17 protein-coding genes are annotated in these 18442 nt (G+C 69.7%); 11 read left to right on the forward strand and 6 right to left on the reverse strand.

Annotated elements, in window-relative coordinates; translation table 11 throughout:
* Positions 1-60: 60 nt before the first annotated feature.
* Both IG62_RS0103705 and IG62_RS0103710 read right to left on the reverse strand, forming a co-directional pair.
* Positions 61-534, reverse strand: a complete 474-nt coding sequence (locus IG62_RS0103705; protein ID WP_030797479.1) for a carboxymuconolactone decarboxylase family protein — start codon at positions 532-534, stop codon at positions 61-63.
* A gap of 777 nt (positions 535-1311) precedes the next feature.
* The gene (locus tag IG62_RS0103710; RefSeq protein WP_030797481.1) at positions 1312-2043 is read right to left on the reverse strand and encodes a hypothetical protein; all 732 of its coding nucleotides are present in this window, start codon (positions 2041-2043) and stop codon (positions 1312-1314) included.
* A gap of 166 nt (positions 2044-2209) precedes the next feature.
* Here IG62_RS0103710 and IG62_RS0103715 point away from each other — a divergent pair, with 166 nt between their 5' ends.
* The 7 genes from IG62_RS0103715 to IG62_RS0103745 all read left to right on the forward strand — a co-directional run bounded on the left by IG62_RS0103715 (position 2210) and on the right by IG62_RS0103745 (position 8625).
* A complete protein-coding gene (locus IG62_RS0103715; protein WP_030797483.1) occupies positions 2210-2674 on the forward strand; it encodes a GNAT family N-acetyltransferase in 465 nt (154 codons plus the stop codon).
* A 307-nt stretch (positions 2675-2981) separates the two neighbouring features.
* Positions 2982-3377, forward strand: coding sequence for a hypothetical protein (locus IG62_RS0103720; RefSeq protein ID WP_030797486.1), 396 nt, complete (start codon positions 2982-2984; stop codon positions 3375-3377).
* 18 nt (positions 3378-3395) lie between these two features.
* Positions 3396-3602, forward strand: coding sequence for a hypothetical protein (locus IG62_RS0103725; protein ID WP_030797488.1), 207 nt, complete (start codon positions 3396-3398; stop codon positions 3600-3602).
* Between the two features lie 672 nt (positions 3603-4274).
* Positions 4275-5510, forward strand: coding sequence for a PQQ-binding-like beta-propeller repeat protein (locus IG62_RS0103730; protein ID WP_234326245.1), 1236 nt, complete (start codon positions 4275-4277; stop codon positions 5508-5510).
* Between the two features lie 396 nt (positions 5511-5906).
* Positions 5907-7391, forward strand: a complete 1485-nt coding sequence (locus IG62_RS0103735) for a PrsW family intramembrane metalloprotease (protein ID WP_078871793.1) — start codon at positions 5907-5909, stop codon at positions 7389-7391.
* An 8-nt stretch (positions 7392-7399) separates the two neighbouring features.
* A complete protein-coding gene (locus IG62_RS49450) occupies positions 7400-8089 on the forward strand; it encodes a DNA/RNA non-specific endonuclease (protein WP_267887853.1) in 690 nt (229 codons plus the stop codon).
* A 5-nt stretch (positions 8090-8094) separates the two neighbouring features.
* A complete protein-coding gene (locus IG62_RS0103745) occupies positions 8095-8625 on the forward strand; it encodes a hypothetical protein (RefSeq protein ID WP_158794969.1) in 531 nt (176 codons plus the stop codon).
* A gap of 35 nt (positions 8626-8660) precedes the next feature.
* Here IG62_RS0103745 and IG62_RS0103750 read toward each other — a convergent pair whose 3' ends face one another.
* Positions 8661-9506 carry an SDR family oxidoreductase gene (locus tag IG62_RS0103750; RefSeq protein ID WP_030797500.1) on the reverse strand — a complete coding sequence of 282 codons (846 nt, stop codon included), beginning with the start codon at positions 9504-9506 and terminating at the stop codon, positions 8661-8663.
* Between the two features lie 288 nt (positions 9507-9794).
* Here IG62_RS0103750 and IG62_RS0103755 point away from each other — a divergent pair, with 288 nt between their 5' ends.
* From IG62_RS0103755 to IG62_RS0103770, 4 genes are all read left to right on the forward strand, one after another.
* A complete protein-coding gene (locus IG62_RS0103755) occupies positions 9795-10670 on the forward strand; it encodes a serine/threonine protein kinase (RefSeq protein WP_030797503.1) in 876 nt (291 codons plus the stop codon).
* 4 nt (positions 10671-10674) lie between these two features.
* Positions 10675-12861: a protein kinase domain-containing protein gene (locus IG62_RS0103760; protein WP_051797512.1), complete on the forward strand. Its 2187-nt coding sequence runs from the start codon at positions 10675-10677 to the stop codon at positions 12859-12861.
* Positions 12862-12897: 36 nt separating this feature from the next.
* Positions 12898-14991 (forward strand): protein kinase domain-containing protein, encoded by a 2094-nt coding sequence (locus IG62_RS0103765; RefSeq protein ID WP_030797508.1) that lies wholly within the window; start codon positions 12898-12900, stop codon positions 14989-14991.
* 360 nt (positions 14992-15351) lie between these two features.
* Positions 15352-15825: a carboxymuconolactone decarboxylase family protein gene (locus IG62_RS0103770; protein WP_030797510.1), complete on the forward strand. Its 474-nt coding sequence runs from the start codon at positions 15352-15354 to the stop codon at positions 15823-15825.
* Positions 15826-16035: 210 nt separating this feature from the next.
* Here the strand turns inward: IG62_RS0103770 and IG62_RS0103775 are convergent, their stop codons facing one another.
* The 3 genes from IG62_RS0103775 to IG62_RS47005 form a co-directional block, all read right to left on the reverse strand.
* Positions 16036-16350, reverse strand: coding sequence for a hypothetical protein (locus IG62_RS0103775; RefSeq protein ID WP_158794970.1), 315 nt, complete (start codon positions 16348-16350; stop codon positions 16036-16038).
* Positions 16351-16702: 352 nt separating this feature from the next.
* Entirely contained in the window at positions 16703-17188 is a 486-nt protein-coding gene (locus tag IG62_RS0103780; RefSeq protein ID WP_030797514.1) for a DUF3574 domain-containing protein, read from the reverse strand.
* Positions 17149-17829: a hypothetical protein gene (locus IG62_RS47005; RefSeq protein WP_158794971.1), complete on the reverse strand. Its 681-nt coding sequence runs from the start codon at positions 17827-17829 to the stop codon at positions 17149-17151. The genes IG62_RS0103780 and IG62_RS47005 overlap by 40 nt, the downstream gene beginning before the upstream one ends.
* Positions 17830-18442 lie beyond the last annotated feature (613 nt).

Below are 18442 nucleotides of genomic sequence, written 5' to 3' on the forward strand. Positions count from 1 at the left end.
ATTACTGCCGTTGGGATCGGGGTCCGCCGTCGGACCCCGAGCCGGTCATCCCCGTGCCGATCAGTGGAACTGCCCCGGCTCGTAGTCGCCGGCCGGCTGCTGCGAGATGACGTTCAGTCGGTTCGCCATGTTCATGAAGGAGACCAGGAGTACCAGGGCGGTGAGCTGCTCCTCGTCGTAGTGCTTGGCGGCATTCGCCCATACCTCATCACTGACCCCACCGGCCGCGTCCGCCACCCGGGTCCCCTCCTCCGCCAGGTGCAGCGCGGCACGCTCGGCCTCGGTGAAGACCGTGGCCTCCCGCCACGCCGCGACCAGATTCAGGCGCACCGAGGTCTCGCCGGCAGCGGCGGCCTCCTTGGTGTGCATGTCGATGCAGACGGCACAGCCGTTGATCTGGCTCACGCGCAGTGACACCAGCTCCTGCGTCGCGGCCGGCAGTGGCCCCTCCTTGACCGCCTTGCCGGCCGCCATGACGTGCTTGAAGGCCTTGCCGGCGATCGGGCTGGCGAAGAAGTTCAGTCGTGCGTCCATGGTGTGCTCCGTCTGAGGTCATCAGTAACTACACCTTGAGACGGGGTAGCCCCCCGCCCTGTGACATGGGCGCATGTGACCTGCATCTCCCCGAAGGTGAGGCGCTCACTTCGTTTGCCGTCGTCAGCGGTCAGTCCGTCACCTCGGACGCGGGGGTGTCTTCGCCCCCGCATACCAGGAGGAGCACCACGTCGCGATGCGCCGACTGAGGCGGACCAGGACACACAGAGCGAGACACGACGCAGCACCAGGCACAACGCCCACGGGGGACGCAGAACGTGGCGGAGCCCGGGAGTCGTATCCAGCTCCCGGGCCCCTGGGGATGCCACCCAATTGCGCACGCCGGCGGCGTTTAAGAGGACGGATCAGTCATCAGGCCGTCGTGTTCTTCCTTTGAACTACCGCACCGTGGAGAGGTGCAGGCGAGATTCGAACTCGCATCCGACGGCGTTCGTCCGTCCTCGGTCGATCCGGCGATCGGCGGCAATGCTGAAGCTGGAGCGAGAGTCTGAGATTGATGCGGGATTGCCTCTGCCATGTTGGGCTACCCCGGCCCGTGGTGCCGGGGGAAGGACTCGAACCTTCACTGTGACCCGCGTCTTCAGGCTGAACTTCAGTTTCAGCTTGCGCTCATCACACGGACCGGTCCTCAGTCCGGCCCGTGCCTGTCGCGCACCCCCGCGCTCGCACGCGGGGGCGATCATGGATGCTACCCGCGGCCGTCCTCGGCCGAACAGGTAGCGGCTTGCGTCGGCCGAACAGGTAGCGGCCGTTTCGTCAGCCGAAGAGGTAGCCGAACACCGCGTCGCCGACGCGCTGGTCGGTGACCTCGGCGCCGTTGGCCTCCTCGCGGGCGAACTTGACCGCCTGCTGGAGCTTCTCGATCCGTTCCAACAGTTCGTTCACCCGACGCGCCGGGAGCGCTCCGGAAAACTTCACCGTCGTCCAGTAACCGATCGGCACGTCCTCGTAGTACACCTCGACCTGCGCCGGGTGCTTGTCGGTCGCCTCCGCCTTGACGTGGTTGCGCGGGACCTTCTTCGTACGGATCGTGCGGACCGGGTCGGTCTTCCACCAGTCCGTGGACGGGTCGAGGGACCAGGACTCGGCGGCGTCCAGCACCGGGAGCTTCTTGACGAAGGCGTGCAGGTCCGTGAGCTGCTTCTCCAGGAAGAGCAGGTAGCTGACCGGAACCTCGGCGACGATCGTCCGCCCGTCGACCGTGACGTCGGCCCGTGCCGTGCAGTTGGCCCAGTCCTTGGTGGCCGTCACGTCGAACAGGCGGGTCAGCGACGCCGACATCTCGCGCAGCACGTCCTCGGCCTGGACCTGCACCCGCGTGGACTCGGGCGGCAGTTGTTCGCCCTCTTCGTCCTTGGGCTGGTACGTACGCGATATACCGGCCAGCAGTGCGGGCTTCTGCACCTTGTGGTGCGCCGCGGTGATGTCCTGGAGCGACTTGCTCTTGACACCCTTTTCGACAGCGATGATCTGGTTCAGCTTCGCCACTTCGTCCCCCTTCGAACAGCAGAAACATATCCCAGAGATCACGCACTCTCGAACGCTTTTCGACCGGCGGGCACCGCGATGTCCGGCCACAGTCAACACTTGCGACACTTGGAATCTCCAAGTTACCCCTTGGAAAAACCAAGTTCAGTCACTACGCTGCCTTCCCATGGTCAACAGCAGCAGGGAAGACGGATACCAGCTCTCCACGGACCCCGACCGCCTCGACATCGGCCTGGTTCACCACTGGCTCTCGACCGACGCGTTCTGGGCGCTGGGCCGCAGCCGGGAAACGGTCGAGCAGTCGGTGCGCAACTCCCTCAACTTCGCCGTCCATGACGCCGCCGGCTCCCAGGTCGCTTACGCGCGTGTCGTCACCGACCGGGCAACCTTCGCCTGGCTCTGCGATGTCTACGTCGCTCCCGCACACCGCGGGAAGGGGCTCGCCACCTGGCTTGCCGGTGCCGTCCGCGACCACCTCGCCCCGTACCGGCTCAAGCGCGTCATGCTCGCCACGCTCGACGCTCACGGGGTCTACGCGAAGGTCGGATTCGCCCCCGTCCCGAACCCGGAACGACTGATGATCCTGCACCCGGCGCAGGGCCCGGAAGCGACCGGCAACAGCGCCAATTGATCGCACCACATGTGACGCGCGACACGACGTCCCGGTGTCACACCACGACGCGGCCGGGTGTCCTGTGGGTGGCTCAGCCGAGAGGGCGGCGGAGGACAGTCATCCACGGCCGGCACGGCACGGTCTTCCGTGCGTTCCAGGCCTACATGTGTGCGCTGGAGGTCAACGACGACCCCTGACTTCCTCGGAAAGGATCTTTCGTGCTTGGCCACCGCTGCCTACGCCGATGCCGCGGCGTCGGGTTCGGTCAGCGGACTGCTGCGCGTCGCATACGGCCCCGGAACTCAGTGAGGAAGAAAGAACTTTGATGACGGATCTGCTGCACAAGCTGGTTTCTGCGGTCCTTACCGGTGGACTGATCGCCCTGGTGGGGGCGTTGAGCGTGGCCGCGCGCAGGCGCCGGGTGGCCAGGGAGGAGGCTGCCGCGCCGGCACCGGTCGAAGACCGCACCCAGACGCTGCTGCGGCTGGCCCAGCAGTCGGACCACGGCCGCGACGAGCTGACCGCCCAAGGCCGGCAGGCGGAAGCGCTGGCGCAGGCCAGGGCGGCCGCCGCTCACTGGCGTGAGCTCACCGAGGCCCGGCCCGGGCGGTTCCAGGCGGAACGGCGGGCCGCGCTCGGGCGCCTGGGCGAACTCCTGACTGCGGCAGGGCAGGAACAGCAGGCCGCGCAAGTCCGCCAGGAAGCCGCCCGGCTTGCCTGACGGAACGAGGAGAACATCATGCCCGCAGCCATCTGGTCCGGTCGGGACGGTCACTCGGAGAAGGTGACCGCCGACATCGCCCAAGCCCTGGGCACCGAACTGGGCCTCGCCCTGCACCGTTCCCACGCCCGTACCTGGCCCCTCGGTACCCAGCGCGTCCTGGACCTTGCCGCCCGGGTCGAATCAGCGCTTCGGCAACGCCGTACACGAGAAGGGGGAAGCTGACCGATGTCGTCGCGCGAAGACGAAGCTCTGGATGAGCTGATCAACCGTGGTGGCCCGCTCCCGACCGGTCCGGTGAAGGAGTTGGCTCTGCGGCTGGCGGAGGTTTTGGTGCCCCTGCACGCCGCCGGAGCGGCACATGGTGGTCTCGAACCGTCCACGATCCTGGTGACTTCGGACGGTCCGCGGCCGGCCCGCTCGGGGCCCCCTGCTCCCACGGGCTCCGCGGCTGACGACATCCGGGCACTCGCGAAGGTACTCCTCTTCGCGGCCACCGGTGTGCCTCGCCCCGGGCCGGGCGACCTGGCGGCCGTACCGGACCCCTCCTTACGCTCGCTGATAGCCGACTGCCTTGCCGAAGACCCGGCCATGCGGCTCACCGCCGCACAGATACTCCAGCGCCTGCGCCCTCAGCCGGTGGTCATACCACCCATGCCGTCCGGCCCACCGCCCCTACCGCCCACTCCCCCGTCACCCACCCGAATATGGGGACGCCACGGACCGGCGGTCCCACTCGTTGCCGTGCTCGCCACGATTCTTGCCGCTGCTCTCGCACTCACGGCCTGGGGCCCGGGTTCCTCGTCAACGGCCGCCGGCCATCCGTCCGTTACTCCGTCAGGGGCCACCGATCGGCCCAGCCGTACCCCCCAAGGAAAGTCCGGCTTCGCCTGGTCGTTGACCAAAGCGGACACGGGCACCTTCGTTGGCCTGTGGAGCACGTCCTCCTCCGTCGTGCTGGGCACCGACGCCGGCCTGACCTCGTACGACCTCGCGACCGGCAAGAGGTTGTGGTCCTGGAAACCACCGCACGGCGGGCTGTTGTGCAATATGAGCCACAGCACCTCCGAAGGGATCGGGGCCTTCGTCTACGGCAGATGGGCCCCGAACCCGGGGATCGAGAGGTGCGACCAGCTCCAGACCGTCTCCGTCGGCTCGGGCCGGCTCGGCTGGACACACGCGGTGAGTCTGGTGGCCGAGGGATCCACCGGATTTCCCGACCGGGTCGGTGGGGAGTCGCTGTCCATCAGCGGCAACGTGGTGAGCGCCCCGTTCGCCGGACCGCGAACGCGGGACCATTCCGGCACCGATCTGCTCACCGCCGATGTACCGACCGGCCAGGTGAGGTGGTCCACCGATTTCGGTGCCGCAGCCATGACCAACGGCTGCCAACTCAGCGGGCACGCACAGGCGTTGATGGGCACGGTCTATGCCGCTGCGCAGTGCGGCAATGCGCCCAGGTTGCTCGCCTTCGGTGCCGCTTCACCCACCACACCGGTCTGGGAGAGCCCACTGCCCGGGTGCAAGTACCCCGTTTCCCATAGGGCATCGTCCGCGCTCATGACCGTCAAGGCGGACCATCTGCTGGTCGGTTGCGATCTGTCGAGTCCGGGGGGTGCGCTCTACACACTGTCGCCGCAAGGGAGCCGGCTGCTGCCGGTCGATACGAGCGGAGCCGCCACCGTCGCCGCGGTCACCGACTACGTCGGCGTCCATGCCCCGGCGAACCTGCTGATCAACGCTGACACCTTGTACCTCGTCAAAGGCGAAAACACCTTCAACGCCCGCTCTGACGGCGTCATCGCCGTGGACCTCGCCACGGGTCGACAGCGCTGGAGCACCACACTGCCGGGCGTCTCGTCCGTCACGCTGATGTCTCCCACCGATGCGGGCGTGGAGGTGTTGGCGAACTCCGCGGGCAGACCCTCGCTGTACACCCTCGCAGGACCTGACCAGGTGACGAAAGGACCGTCGTTGACATCGGGTAAGGGTGCGTCGTTCAGCACGGGCAACTCCATGCGCCCGCCACGGGGCGTTCGGGTCGGGGGCTACCTCGCCATCGCGTTCTCCGGTTCCTGCGGAGCGGACGAGACAGTCCTCGGAGTGCTGCGGTCAGGGGTGCGCCGTGACTGACCCCGCGCCGGAGACAGAAGCGAAGACACAGACAATGACGGAGACGCCGGGTTACCAACGAGCACCGCAGTACCGCCTCCTCGTGGGTTGCGGGGTGGCTGCCGTGCTGCTGGGCGTAGTCGCGGGGGTGGTGAACTTCGGAGTGCGGCCGAATCCGGAAGTGCCAACTCTCCCCGGGATGCGGCCCCGTCCCTCCGGATTGCCGACGAGCTTCCCGACCATCTTGCCCAGCAATTTCCCCACCGGGATCCCCAGCACCTTGCCGACCAGCCTGCCGACCAACGTGCCGACGGGCCTTCCCACCAGCGGACTTCCCACCGAATTTCCCACCGAACTTCCCACTGGATTTCCCACCGGTTCTTCCACCGGTATGCCAAGTCTCACCGGGGGGAGTTCATGAGCCAGCTCTCCCCTGAAGGTCACCTCTCCGGCTCTCCGGACGCTCGCATGCGCGCGGTGCTGCTCGTCGCGGTGCTGATGTCTGCCGCGTACACCGTCCAGGTGGCCATCGACGTTCTCCGGCCGCACCTCTTCTACGAAGAAGCCCATGAGCTGGTCGGCTGGCTGAACCCACCACTGAAGGGGTCGCCCTACCCGTCGTTCGGCTGGTACAAGGTGTCGTTCTGGTGCTATGTCCTGAGTCTCCCGGCGGCCCTGGCCATGTACCTGCTGGGCCGGCGACGCGGGCGGCATCTCGCTCATCGGGAGGCGTCAGCAGCCGTGGTGCTGCTCCTGCCCTACCCGGTCTGGATGCTCGACTCCCTCGCCCACAGCTTCACCTCGCTGCTGCTCTGCCTGCCCAGCACCGCCTACGCGCTGTGGCTGATCCACCGGATGCAGCGCTACGCCCGGCTCCCGGCACGGGTCCTGCTGGTGATGGCCGGCTGGGGCGCTGTGGTGGGGGGCGGCTTCGGCGGCTCGATGAACCAATGGTGGCTGGACTACGCCTACAACTACCTCTCCCCTGGGCCCGGGCATCTGATGCCACTCGACCTGGCGCGGCTCAAGCTCGACGTGACGTCCGGCAGTCTGCTGTCCGCCGGCCTCTTCGAGGAACTGGGCAAGGGCGCCGGCGTTGCGCTCGCCTACCTTCTGCTGCGCAGGCACATCGACAACATCGTCTCCGGGATCGTGCTGGGCGCGGCCAGCGGTGTGGGGTTCAACCTCACCGAGAGCGCCCAGTACATGGCCGCACATGACGCCGCGAACGCCTCCACCCAGTACTTCCTACGCCAGTCCCTGGGGCTGATGGCCGCCCATGTGGCGTTCACCGCGGCGATCGGCGCAGGCTTCGGCATCGCGCGGCAGCTGAAGGAGCGGCGGGCCCGACGGACCGCCATCGTCTGCGGGTTCGCCATCGCCATCGCCGGTCACTTCGCCAATGACGTGTTCTTCACCGCCTTCAGCCGCGTCAAGGACCAGTGGTTCTCACCCGGCCCGACCGTCGACCTCCTGGTCCTCACCCCGCTGGCCTTCCTACTGCTCCAGGGACCGCTCGTACTGCTCTACCTGGTTCTGCTGAGGCGCGGGACCCAGGACCAGGCAGCCGCGCTCGCCGTCGAGCTCCGCGCTGAAGCAGCCACCGGGCACGGAGCGGTGACCGCCGACGAAGTACCGGTGCTCCTGAGCCCGCCCCGGCGTTTCTACCTCCGGCTGCGGGCACTCCGGCGCCACGGCATCACCGCGTACCACCACCTGGGCCGGCTGTACGACGCCCAGCTACGCCTCGGTATGACCCGCTGGCACCGCAGTCGGGACGAGTACGACCCGCACACCGCGGACGCCCCGGCCGAAGACGCTCTGCGCCGCCGCATCGCCGGTCTCAAACGCCCACCCGCCCCACCCCCACCGACTCCGAACCCGGTCCAGGCGGCGTCATGACCCTACGCATGTTGTTACGGCGCACGGCGGCAGTGTCCGGCTTGCTGTGCGCGCTCTGGTTGCTCCTGCCGACCCCCGCGTACGCCGCGCCCTGCGGCAGCGTCAGCTATGACACCAACGGCAACCCGAGCCCGCCACCCCTCCCCCGCACCGGCGATCCCTGCGGCAAACAAGCCCGGACCGGGGCGGGCGCGGTCGCTGCCGGAGCGGCCGCCGCGACCGCCGCCGCAGCCGCCGTCAGTGCCGTCCGGGGCCGGGCGGCAGGCCCAGGAGTGCCGGCTCCGACCGGGCCGACTCCGTCGTACTGCAAGCCGGTGGACGCCCTGGGGCGAGCCACCGGTGTGCAGACGACGATCACCTCGGAGATGCTCAATACGGGAACCAAGCCCTCGCGGCGCATCAAGCCGCCGGGGTGGGCGGGTGAAGCCGCCGGCCACACCCGCGGCCACCTCCTGGCCAGGTCGCTGGGTGGCGATGGACGTGCGCCGGCCAATATCGCCATCATGTACGACAAGGCCAACAACGAGGTCATGGAGAAGTTGGAACAGCTCATCCACGAAACCGTCAGCACACGCGGACCCGTGGAGTACTCCGCGACGCCGGTATATCGAAACCCGGACGATCTCATTCCGGCCGGGATTCACGTCAAGGCCCTCGGGCCTGGCCTTGACATCGACCAGACCGTCATCAACAAGTAGGCGATATGACCGATCTTGAACTCTTGGCTCGTTTCCCTTCGGCCGGCGCGGACCACCCGGTGACGAACGACTGGCCGAGCGCCGAGAAGACCCTGCACACCAGCTTTCCGGCGCCCTTCAAGGAATTCCTCGACGTGTTCGGCGGTGCCAAATTCGACGACTTCCTCCGCGTCTACCGGGCGGGTGCCCAGAACGAGAACGTCGACCTGATCAGAAGGTCGATCGCCGCACGCGCAACCATGGCGAACTCCCGTCCTCACATCCGAAGTCTGCTGGCGGGCCGCGGCGTCACGCCTTCGGAACTGATCCGGTGGGGCGGCACGGACAACGCGGACATGCTGTTCCTGGTTCCCCACCCCGACCCCGACAACTGGGCAGTTCTCACCGTCACCGGCCGTGGTCAGGAGTACGACGTTTACGAGGGCCCGGCAGAGAGCTACCTGCTGCGCATCCTCCGGCGCGAGTTGACGAGCCAGGTTTTGCCGGACGACTTCCCCGACGAGGAATTTCTCATCGAGCGCGCACCCTGGATCTGAATGGCCCGCTCGGCCCCAGACGATGCGGACCGCGGTCAACCGAAAACGTGGCGGTTCCGGCGGACGAAATCGGCGAACCCGAGGGCTTCGCGGCCGGCGAGATCGGCAACGGTTGGCGTGACGGTCTCGGCACCACCGTCGCGGAAAGCGCGCGCGACTTCGATCAGGGCATCGGCGTAGAACTCCGGCAGCCCACGGCCCAGCATTGCCGCACGCGCTGCGTCGTCGGGCAGTCCCACATAGCGCACCGGCTTACCGAGGACATCGGAGAACGTTTCCGCGGCTTCAGCGTACGTCAGTGCCTTGGGCCCGGTGAGGTCATAGATGCGGCCGTCGTGGCCGTCAGTGGTGAGAACCCGCGCTGCGACAGCGGCGATATCGCCGACGTCGATGAAGCTTATGGGTGCGGTGATCAGCGGCAGGCTGAACTCCCCGGCCGCTCGAATGGACGACTGGTTCAGGAAGTTCTGCAGATAGAAGTTGGGGCGCAGGATCGTCCAGGGCAGCCCGGACGTGACCAGTGCCTGTTCGACGGGCCGGTGCAGCCGGGCGATCGGCGAGAGCCCTTCGTCGGCCCGCCAGACCGACAGCTTGACCACCCGGACTCCCGCCGCCCGGGCAGCTTCCACCATGTTGAGTTCATGTGCCGTCTGGTCCGGGCTCGTCGCGCCGAGCAGGAATACCGACTCGATGCCTTCGAGTGCCGGCCCGAGCGTTTCCGGCCGGGCCAGATCGAGCGTCACCGCCCGACCGCCCGACTTGATCACCTGAGCCGTGGTGTGCGGATCCCGGTAGGCCGCACGCACGGCCACACCGTCGGCAGAAAGACGAGCGAGGAGCGCCGTTCCGACATTCCCACTCGCACCGGTCACCAGAATCATCCGTGCCTCCTTGAGGCCGTAGCAGGGAGTACGCCAAGAGTGGAACACACCGTCCTGGCGATCGACGCGCGATGGGGACGCAGCGACAACTGGCGGCCCCGGACGGCCAGTCGGCAGTGAGCGGCCGGACCCAGCCGCTCGGTGACCACCCCGCTCGCCCTCCCGGGCAAAAATGCGCACTTCGGACGCCCTGTACCGTCCGTCGTCCCCGATGCGGCCCCCCGTCCGGCCCCCGTCCCCGCCGTATATAGGCTCACGTCCGTATCGAGCCTGACGGGGGAGAAACAAGTGGAGAGGCTGCGACAGGACGATCCTGCGCGGATCGGGGAATTTCTGACGTTGGCGCGTCTCGACGCCGACGGCAGCAGGGGCGTACCCGAGCGTCGCTATCTGGCCCGTAGCGCTGACGGCGGGCACACCGTGCTGGCGTTTCTGCCGTCGCCCGGCAGTGACCCGGCGCGGTGGGCGGCCGAGGCGCAGCAGGCGGCCCGGCTGACCCAGCCCGGTTTCTGGCCGGTCGGCCAGCTCGGGGGGACCCCGGCCTTCCCGTGGTACTCCTCCCCGTACCGGCCCGTCCTGCCGCTGCCCGCCGTCCTGGCCGCGTACGGCGGTCCGCTGCCGGAGCCGTTGGTCCGTGCCCTCGGCGGCACGCTGGCCGAAGCCCTGGCCTCGGCCCATGTCCTGGGCATCGTGCACGGCGGGCTCTGCCCGGCGGGCGTGCTGCTGACCGCCTGCGGGCCGCTGCTGGGCTGCTTCGGTGCGACCCGAGCGAATCCGGTGACAGGGGCCGCCTCGCCCCCGCAGGCGACCGGCCTGGAGACCGGCTGCCTCGCCCCCGAGCTGGCGGCGGGCGGCCCGGCGGACCGGGCCGCGGACGTGTACGCGCTGGGCGCCGTCCTGGCGTACGCGGCGACCGGGCACACCGTGCCCGAGCAGCAGGAGATCCCCGCCGGCCTGCGGGACATCATCACCGCGTGCCGCTCCCGCGATCCGCAAGGCCGCCCCGAACCGGCAAGGGTGCTGGCGGAGTTGCTGCCGGGCGCGGCATACGGCGCGCTGACCGGCTCCACCGAACCGATGTCGCTGCCCGGCCGGATCGTCGAGGCGTTGTCCCGTCAGTCGGCGGAGGTCCTCGCCGCCGCACTCCCCACCCAAGGGCACTGAAGTCATGATCTCCCCCCTTCTCCACGACGACCCGCACACCGTCGGGCCGTTCCGGATCCTCGCCCGCCTCGGCGGAGGCGGCATGGGCACCGTCTACCTGGCCCGTTCGGCGGGCGGACGCACGGTCGCGGTGAAGACGCTGCACACCCGTCTCGCCGCGGACACCACGCTGCGGACCCGCTTCCGGCTGGAGACGGACGCGGCACGCGTCATCGGCTCCGATCACGGTGCGGTGGTCGTCGACGCCGATCCCCAGGCACCCACCCCGTGGCTGGCGACGGAGTACGTGCTCGGCCCGCCGCTGGACGCGGCCGTCGAGGCCGGCGGGCCGCTGCCCGAGCCGGCCGTGCGCGCCCTCGGCGCGGCCCTCGCCGCCGGGCTGGAGCAGCTGCACCGGTCGGAGGTGGTGCACCGCGACCTGAAGCCGTCCAACATCCTGGTGACGGCGCAGGGCCCGCGGATCATCGACTTCGGCATCGCCCGGGCCTTCGGCGACGAGCACCTGACGAACGTCGGCAGCGCCGTGGGAACGCCGGCGTTCATGTCACCCGAGCAGGCGGCGGGCCTGGAACACGCCGCCGCGGGCGATGTGTTCGCGCTGGCCGGCGTGCTGGTCTTCGCCGCCACCGGCGTCGGTCCGTTCGGCGGCGGGGCCCCCACCGACCTGCTGTACCGGGTCCGGTTCGGCGAGCCGGAAATCGGCGGGGTTCCCGAGTCGCTGCGGCCCCTGCTCGTCCGCTGCCTGGCCAAGGATCCCGCACACCGCCCGTCCACCACCGAGTTGCGTACCGCACTGGGCGGCGCCGGGGCCGCCCCGGGCGACCGCGGCGGCTTCGCGGAGCTGCTGCCCGACGCGGTCCTGCGGGAGATCGCCCGCCGCAGCGACGAGGTGTGGCGCGAGCCGCCGCACCGCCTGCCCCCACCGGTGCCCACCGAGACGCCGCGGACCGGGACCGCCCCCGCACCGGGCGTCTCGCGGCGGCAGCTGCTGACCGTGGCCGGGGGCGCCCTCCTGGCCGGCGGCCTCCTCGGCGGCGGGGGCTGGGCCCTGTTCGGGGGCTCCGGGGACGACGGGGGCGGCGGCGCGAAGAAGGACGCCGTCGACCGGCCGAAGCCTCCGAACCAGCTGTGGAGCACCACCATCAGGTGCCCCGACTCCGGGGGCGAGGTGACGCGGGTGGGCCGGAATCTGGTCATGCGCGCGGGCATCGTGCTGTGCGGCATCAACGCCGAGTCGGGCAAGGACACGTGGCAGGCAAACATCGCCGAGACCTGGCGGTCGGCCACCGACGGCTCCCGGGTGTACGCCCTGCGCGGCTTCCAGGAGAAGGGGGCGGCGCTGGCGGTGTGCGAGGTCTCGCCGATCGACGGCCAACTGGGCAAGCCGCTGGTGGAACTCTCCGCGTTCACCGGCAAGGAGCAGTACAACCAGCTGCTGTGCGTGGTCGACGGCATCGCGTACCTGGTGGCGAAGGCCGCCTCCGGCAAGCGCTGGTACCTGGTCGCGGCCGACCTGGGGAAGGGCAAGGAGCGCTGGCGCAGCCCGGTGGACGGGCCGCAGACCGAGGGTTTCCCGCCGGCGCTGTGCGGTGCCGTGGTGGGGTCCCGGGTGGTGCTGTGCGGGAGCCCGAGCCAGGGCTCGAAGTTCATCGGCCTCTCCGCGCACGACAAGGACCACGGCCGCCAACTGTGGGAGATGTCCGAGACGTTCGCCGGCACCACCCCGCCGTCCCGGCTGGTCACCGACGACCGGAACCTCTATCTGGGCGCCGAAAGCCTCACCGCCCGCCGGCTGTCCGACGGCGGGCTCGAGTGGCTCTTCGGCAAGGGGCGCGACGTCGGCGACAACGCGGGCGAGGAGCGTAGGTACGGCGAGCCGATCCTCCACGACGGAGTCCTCTACTGCACCGAGGCGGACCAGGGACTGATCGCCGTCGACGCCCTCTCCGGCACGCTGAACTGGCAGGAGAAGGGGCTGTCCGGCAGGAAGAACAACCGGAACGTGGCCCCGGCGATCGGAAAGCGGTACGCGTACTGCGCCGACGACAAGGGCCTCCGCGCCATCGACCTGCGCGCCCGTAAGGCCGTCTGGACGTACGAGACCGTACCCCTCGTCCTGTCCGCCGACGCCAAGGGCGGCCACCTGTACGTCCGCCAGGAGAAGCGGACCATCGCCCTCCCGCTCGCCTGACGTCCTGCCCGTTCCCGATCCTGGAGACGACCGCCTGTGAAACCCCTCGGCCAGGGAGATCCGCTGCGCCTGGGCCCCTACCGCCTCCATGGCGTCCTCGGAGAGGGCGGCATGGGCAAGGTGTACTTCGGAGTGGACGCCTCCGGACGCCCCGCCGCGGTGAAGGTCCTGCTGCCGGAGCTCGCCCACGACGGGCACCTGGCCGACCGCTTCCTCCGGGAGGCGCGGACCGCGCAGGCGGTGACCAGTGAGGGCGTGGCACGCGTACTGGCCGCCGAGCTGGAGGGCGGCCGGCCGTGGATCGCCACGGAGTTCCTGGCCGGCCCGACGCTGGACGACGCCGTCGACCGCTTCGGGCCGCTCGACGACTCCGCCGTACGGGAACTGGCGCGGTCGCTGGCCCGTACGCTCCAGGACGTGCACGCCACGGGGCTGGTCCACCGGGACGTGAAGCCCCCCAACGTCGTCCTCACCTCACGCGGCCCCCGTCTGATCGACTTCGGCATCGCCCGCCCTGAGCACGGCCTGACCCTCACCCGCACCGGACAGATCCCGGTGACCCCCGGCTACGGCGCACCGGAGCAGGTCCTCGGGCGGCGCGTCGGGCCGGCGGCCGACGTCTTCTCCCTCGGCGCCGTCCTCGCCTTCGCCGCGGGCGGCCGGCCGGCCTACACCGGCGCCGAGGTCACGGCCGTCCTGTACGAGGTCGTACACGGCAGCCCCGACCTGGCGGCCGTTCCTGAGGGCCTGCGGTACCTGATCACGCCGTGTTTCTCGAAGGACCCGGCGGCACGCCCCCTGCCCAGCCAGGTCGCGGAAGCCGCTGCGGCGCCGCGCCAGCCCGAACGGCTGTGGAAATCAGGCCGGTTGGGCGAGGAGATCCGCCAACGGGAAGCAACGGCACGCCGTCTGACGGCCCGTTCGACCGCCCCCTCCGCCACCTCCGCGGGTGCCGCCGGCGGCGCCCCCGGTCTCCCCCGGCGGCGGCTGCTGGCCGCGGCCGTCGGCGGTGGAGCCCTGCTGGCGGCGGGCGGCGGCACGGCCTGGTGGCTCAGCCGTGGTGGCGGTACGGACACCCCGGCCGACCCCTTCGACATCCCGCCGGCCGCCAAGGTGCGGGCCGCACCGCTCGGCTCCGCCGAAGGTACCCCGAAACCGCTGTGGGGGCCCCTCCAGGGCGTGGCCGACGCCGGATCGCCGGCCCCGCTGCCGGTGCGCGATGTGGTGGTGTTCGCGGCCTCCGGGGGCGGCATCGCGGCGCGCCGGGTCACCGACGGCCGGGAACGGTGGCGGATCGGCGACGCCAAGGCGGACGCTGGCTATCTGTCGATCGGCGACCGGCTGGTGGCCACCGCCGACGGCGCGGGGACGCTGCGCACCTGGGTGGCCGCCACCGGGTCCCCCCGGTGGACGGTGGACGCGGCGGTGGGTGCCCTGCTGGCCGCGGACGCCCATGCGGTCTACCTGCTGACGTCCGACGGCCGGCTGCGCTGCGTGGGTACCGACGGGAAGGTGCGCTGGACCCGGCAGCCACCGCTGCCGCTGTCGAGCGGCCACCCCGCCGCGGCACTCGGCGCCGGCCATCTGGTGCTCTGCACGGAGACGGGGGACGTGGCCGCGGTCCGTGCCGAGGACGGGGCCCGCGCATGGGTCCGCAAGGGACAGGCCGAAGGACCGCTGCGGCCCGCCATCGACGGCACCACCGTCTATCTCGGCGGCACCAGCCTGGCGGCGGTGGAGGTGGCCGGCGGTCGCGAGCTGTGGGCCCTGAATCCCCTGCGACCGCCCAGGCAAGGCGTCGCCGGGTGGGGCCCACCCACCGTGGCCGGCGGCGTGGTCTACGCACTGGACTGCGACGCGCTGCGCGCACTGCACTCCGACGGCAGCCAGGCCGCCGACCCGAGGATGGTCGCCGGCGTCGCCCCGCCGTGGCAGCCACCGGTCGTCCAGGCAAACAGCGTCTGGGTGGTGGAGAGCGACGAGACCGGGGTGACCGGCCTGCCGCGCTCCGGCGAGGACCAGCCTCAGACGTATGCCCTCGCCGGCGGCGGGTCCCGCACCACCGCCGCCAGTGGGAACCGCCTCTTCGTCCTCAACCGCACGACGCTGCTGGCGCTTCCGGTGTACTGAAGGGCGGTCACGGTCCCGGTGGCGGTCGGCCATGGTGTTTCCGCTGCTCGTACGGTCGTGATGTCTGGCCGCATTGCCTGGCAGCATTGGCTGGCTCATGTGTCCAGCGGTGGAGATCTCCTGCCCGCCGGCCATGAATTTCCGCGCCCAGGGGATGGCGGCCTTCCCGCGCGTCCTCGGGCGCCCCACCGTCGAACGGTGCATCACCGCCTCAAGCACGGGCGCGGCATCGCCACCCGCCACGAAAAGACCACTTCGCCATGCGACAGGAGACGCGCGTCACATTCCTTCGTGTCACAACATGCGGGAGCTGTTCCGTCCAAGAGGTGTCACCACTCAAAGACGGCACAGGAGTGCACCATGGAAGCTCGGTTGAATCTCTTCGCCAGCCCGATCGCAGCCAAGGTCGGGAAGCACCTCGTCGCTGCGGGCAAGGTGCTCGCGGACTCGACGCTGCCGGCCGCGACGCAGGAACTGGTGAAGCTCCGCGCCAGTCAGATCAATGGCTGCGGCTTCTGCACCGACATGCACACCAAGGACGCCGCGCACGCCGGGGAGACCGCGACGCGCCTCAACCTGGTCGCGGCCTGGCGTGAGGCCACGGTCTTCACCGACGCCGAGCGCGCTGCCCTGGAGCTGGCCGAGCAGGGCACCCGCATCGCCGACGCGGCCGGCGGTGTCACGGACGAGGCCTGGGCACAGGCCGCCAAGCACTACGACGAGGAGCAGCTCGCCGCGCTGGTGTGCGCCATCGCCCTGATCAACACCTTCAACCGCCTGAACGTCATCGTCCAACAGCCCGCCGGCGACTACCAGCCCGGTCAGTTCGCATAGGAAAGGCACTCCGCTGCCTCGGCGGTCAGGTCCGAGGCAGCGGAGTTCCTCGATGAGAGCGGGTCGACGGCCGGTCCGTCGGACGAGGGCCCGACGGACCGGCCGTCGGCCGCTTCGACTGGCGGCTGGACGCGGAGCGCCGACACCTCCGCTCGCGCGACCAGCTCCCCGTCAGGCCCCCGTGCCTGGCATCGTGCCGGAAAGCGCCGCTCAGTACTGGTCGAGCTTCTGCCACGGCGTGATGTCCAGCCGTGCCGCTTCGGAGTCCACTTTCCTGGCGGCCAGGCGGATATTGAGCACCGCCGCCTTACCGGTGTCCGCGCGTGCCCCCGCGATGACGGCACTACGGTCCGACAACACAGCCTTGGCCCACGTCTCGGCAGCGTCGGCAAAGTTCTGGGTGTCCGCCGGCGCTCGCTCCGCCAGCTGCGCGAGCCGATCGTGATCGACCTGCGCGACGCGCTGCACGTTCTCGGTCTCCTGACGTGCGTCGCCCGCTTTGACGGCCGCTGTCTCCTTCGACATGGCGCCTTGTAAGTCCCTGACGGCGTCGGCGATATCGGCCGATGACTGGTCGACCTCTGCGTCACCTCCACATCCCACCAAGAGCACCGAGCCGAGCCCACAGGCAAGCAGTGCTAACGCTGGCCTCTTCACATTCCCCCCAAAAACTCACCACGTAGAGTCATTGCGAGGTGACAGCATAGGGGCTGTCCCGCTCGGAGAAGCCGTAAATGCGATCAGAAGCGGTCGCCCCGGCCGATCTTCACCAGCACTCCGGATGCACGGCCCAACGGCCCCCAACACCCGGTCACGGGAGGGCATTTGCTCCTGTCACATGCCATGGAGAACCGGGCGGGCCGCCGTGGCGGCGCAGTCAGAAGTCGACGCGCTCCCTGTCGTCGATGCGGGCCACCGACTCCTGTTGGAATTGCCTGTTGCACTCGGAGCGGATCTCGTCGATCTTGCGACCGTCAGGTCCCGTTTCGCGCGTCGGGTAGAGCAAGGTGACCTTGTGCGAGCGTTCGCGCTCGATCCTTCCGTGCCTGTCACGGTACTGGCCGTAGCTGTCCTCGACGGTCAAGCCGGCGGGGAACCGTGGGGTGATGAACGAGTCCACGAAGGCGCGGAACTGCCTGTCGGTGACGGGTGGGCCACCGTCCGGCTTGGCGGTGCCGAACAGGAGCTCGGTCTTGATGTACGGCTTTCCCGCGGCGGTGACGTGTGCCGGCGGCGCGGCCGGGCTTGCGCCTTGGCCGTCGAGGGCTGCATACGCGACCGGGCCGCTCCCGCCGAGAACGGCCGCGAGGAGGGTGACCGCCACTACGCGGGCGCGCGAGGTGAGCTTGGGCGAAACGGGCACGATTGCACGGTTCCTTCCGTCAGAATCGGGGGGGCCGGTCCGGGTCCAGGGCCGAGGGACGTACCCCTCGGCCCTGGACTCGGTTCCTGAATCCCAGTCAGGTCTCGGCCTGGATGGCTCAGTTCTTGACCTGGTTGGCTCAGTTCTTGACCTGGTTGATGGACATCAGTCCGGTGAAGAACGTGACGGGCACGGTGTCCGTCTTGTTGGTGGTCGTCCCGGTGCTGGTCGAGGACGTCTCGGACGAGCTGAGTCCCGCGCACGAACGAAATCACCTTGTCGAAGCTGGCGTTGATCTGCCCGGACACCACCTTCTCCAGGCCCTGCTGCCGGATCTGCTGCTCGCTCAGCGTCACCGAGGTGAATGTGACGTCGCGTTGGATCGAGAAGACATGGCTGCGCTGCATGGGAGCCAGGCCGGCGAGCGTCAGCTTGCCGACCAGATGTGTGGTGATCAGGATGCCGGGAGACGTCCCGTGGGTGGACGGGTTGCCCGCCATGGCGGAGGAGTAGATCGAGGGGTAGGTCACCCAGTGGGTGGACGAGCCGTCGACCACGATGTCCAGCGGTTTGTCCGGGGCGACCTTGCCGTTGAGGATGACGCTGGGCGCCGCCGGCTCCACGTTGTCCTGGCTGAGCACCGGCTTGCCGTCCTGGAAGATCGCGATGGCGAACCTTCCGCGCTCCCAGGGCCTGCGCCCGCTCGTCGGCCTCGGCCAGGACGTCCACCGCGCTCTGCAGCGGACCACCGAGGTACAGCCACACATGGGCGAGCCGTACCTCGGCGGTGGAGCCGTCGGGCCGCTCCGCCAGTTGCAGGGCCTGCCGCCACAGGGGCGCCAGCTCCCACGAGAGGTACCCGGCGTGGTCACTGCCGAGCAGCCCCAACGGGACACGCGCCGTTTCCCCGGCGCGGGCGGCGGCCCCCACCTCACTGCCGGAGCCTTCCTCGAAAACGGTCAGCTGGGCTTCCAGAAAGGCCAGTGCCCCGGAGACGGGGCCGCCGGTCCTGTTGTCGGAGAGAAACACACAGCAGCGGGCAGGGCCACCGGTGTCGTCGGTCGGAAGTGCGATGTCCATGGTTCCCCCCATCGACTTCGCGCCTGAAAAGGGAGCCGCGGCCGCGACGGCGGGCGGTCAGGCGATGAGAGGAAGCTAACCCACGGAGGCTCGATCAAATCTCGAACTGTTTGTGGAGTATGCGGAGGAGGGCGCGCGGGCCGTGACCGGACTGCGCAAAGGGAAGGATGAGGC

It is taken from the genome of Streptomyces sp. NRRL S-337, from assembly GCF_000720175.1.
Lineage (GTDB): Bacteria > Actinomycetota > Actinomycetes > Streptomycetales > Streptomycetaceae > Streptomyces > Streptomyces siderophoricus.

Coding starts and splice junctions, on each gene's coding strand:
- IG62_RS0103735 (WP_078871793.1), top strand. CDS start 5,907: ATGAGCCAGCTCTCCCCTGAAGGTCACCTCTCCGGCTCTCCGGACGCT.
- IG62_RS49450 (WP_267887853.1), top strand. CDS start 7,400: ATGTTGTTACGGCGCACGGCGGCAGTGTCCGGCTTGCTGTGCGCGCTC.
- IG62_RS0103725 (WP_030797488.1), top strand. CDS start 3,396: ATGCCCGCAGCCATCTGGTCCGGTCGGGACGGTCACTCGGAGAAGGTG.
- IG62_RS0103775 (WP_158794970.1), bottom strand. CDS start 16,350: ATGTCGAAGGAGACAGCGGCCGTCAAAGCGGGCGACGCACGTCAGGAG.
- IG62_RS0103770 (WP_030797510.1), top strand. CDS start 15,352: ATGGAAGCTCGGTTGAATCTCTTCGCCAGCCCGATCGCAGCCAAGGTC.
- IG62_RS0103745 (WP_158794969.1), top strand. CDS start 8,095: ATGACCGATCTTGAACTCTTGGCTCGTTTCCCTTCGGCCGGCGCGGAC.
- IG62_RS0103750 (WP_030797500.1), bottom strand. CDS start 9,506: ATGATTCTGGTGACCGGTGCGAGTGGGAATGTCGGAACGGCGCTCCTC.
- IG62_RS0103715 (WP_030797483.1), top strand. CDS start 2,210: ATGGTCAACAGCAGCAGGGAAGACGGATACCAGCTCTCCACGGACCCC.
- IG62_RS0103705 (WP_030797479.1), bottom strand. CDS start 534: ATGGACGCACGACTGAACTTCTTCGCCAGCCCGATCGCCGGCAAGGCC.
- IG62_RS0103720 (WP_030797486.1), top strand. CDS start 2,982: ATGACGGATCTGCTGCACAAGCTGGTTTCTGCGGTCCTTACCGGTGGA.
- IG62_RS0103760 (WP_051797512.1), top strand. CDS start 10,675: ATGATCTCCCCCCTTCTCCACGACGACCCGCACACCGTCGGGCCGTTC.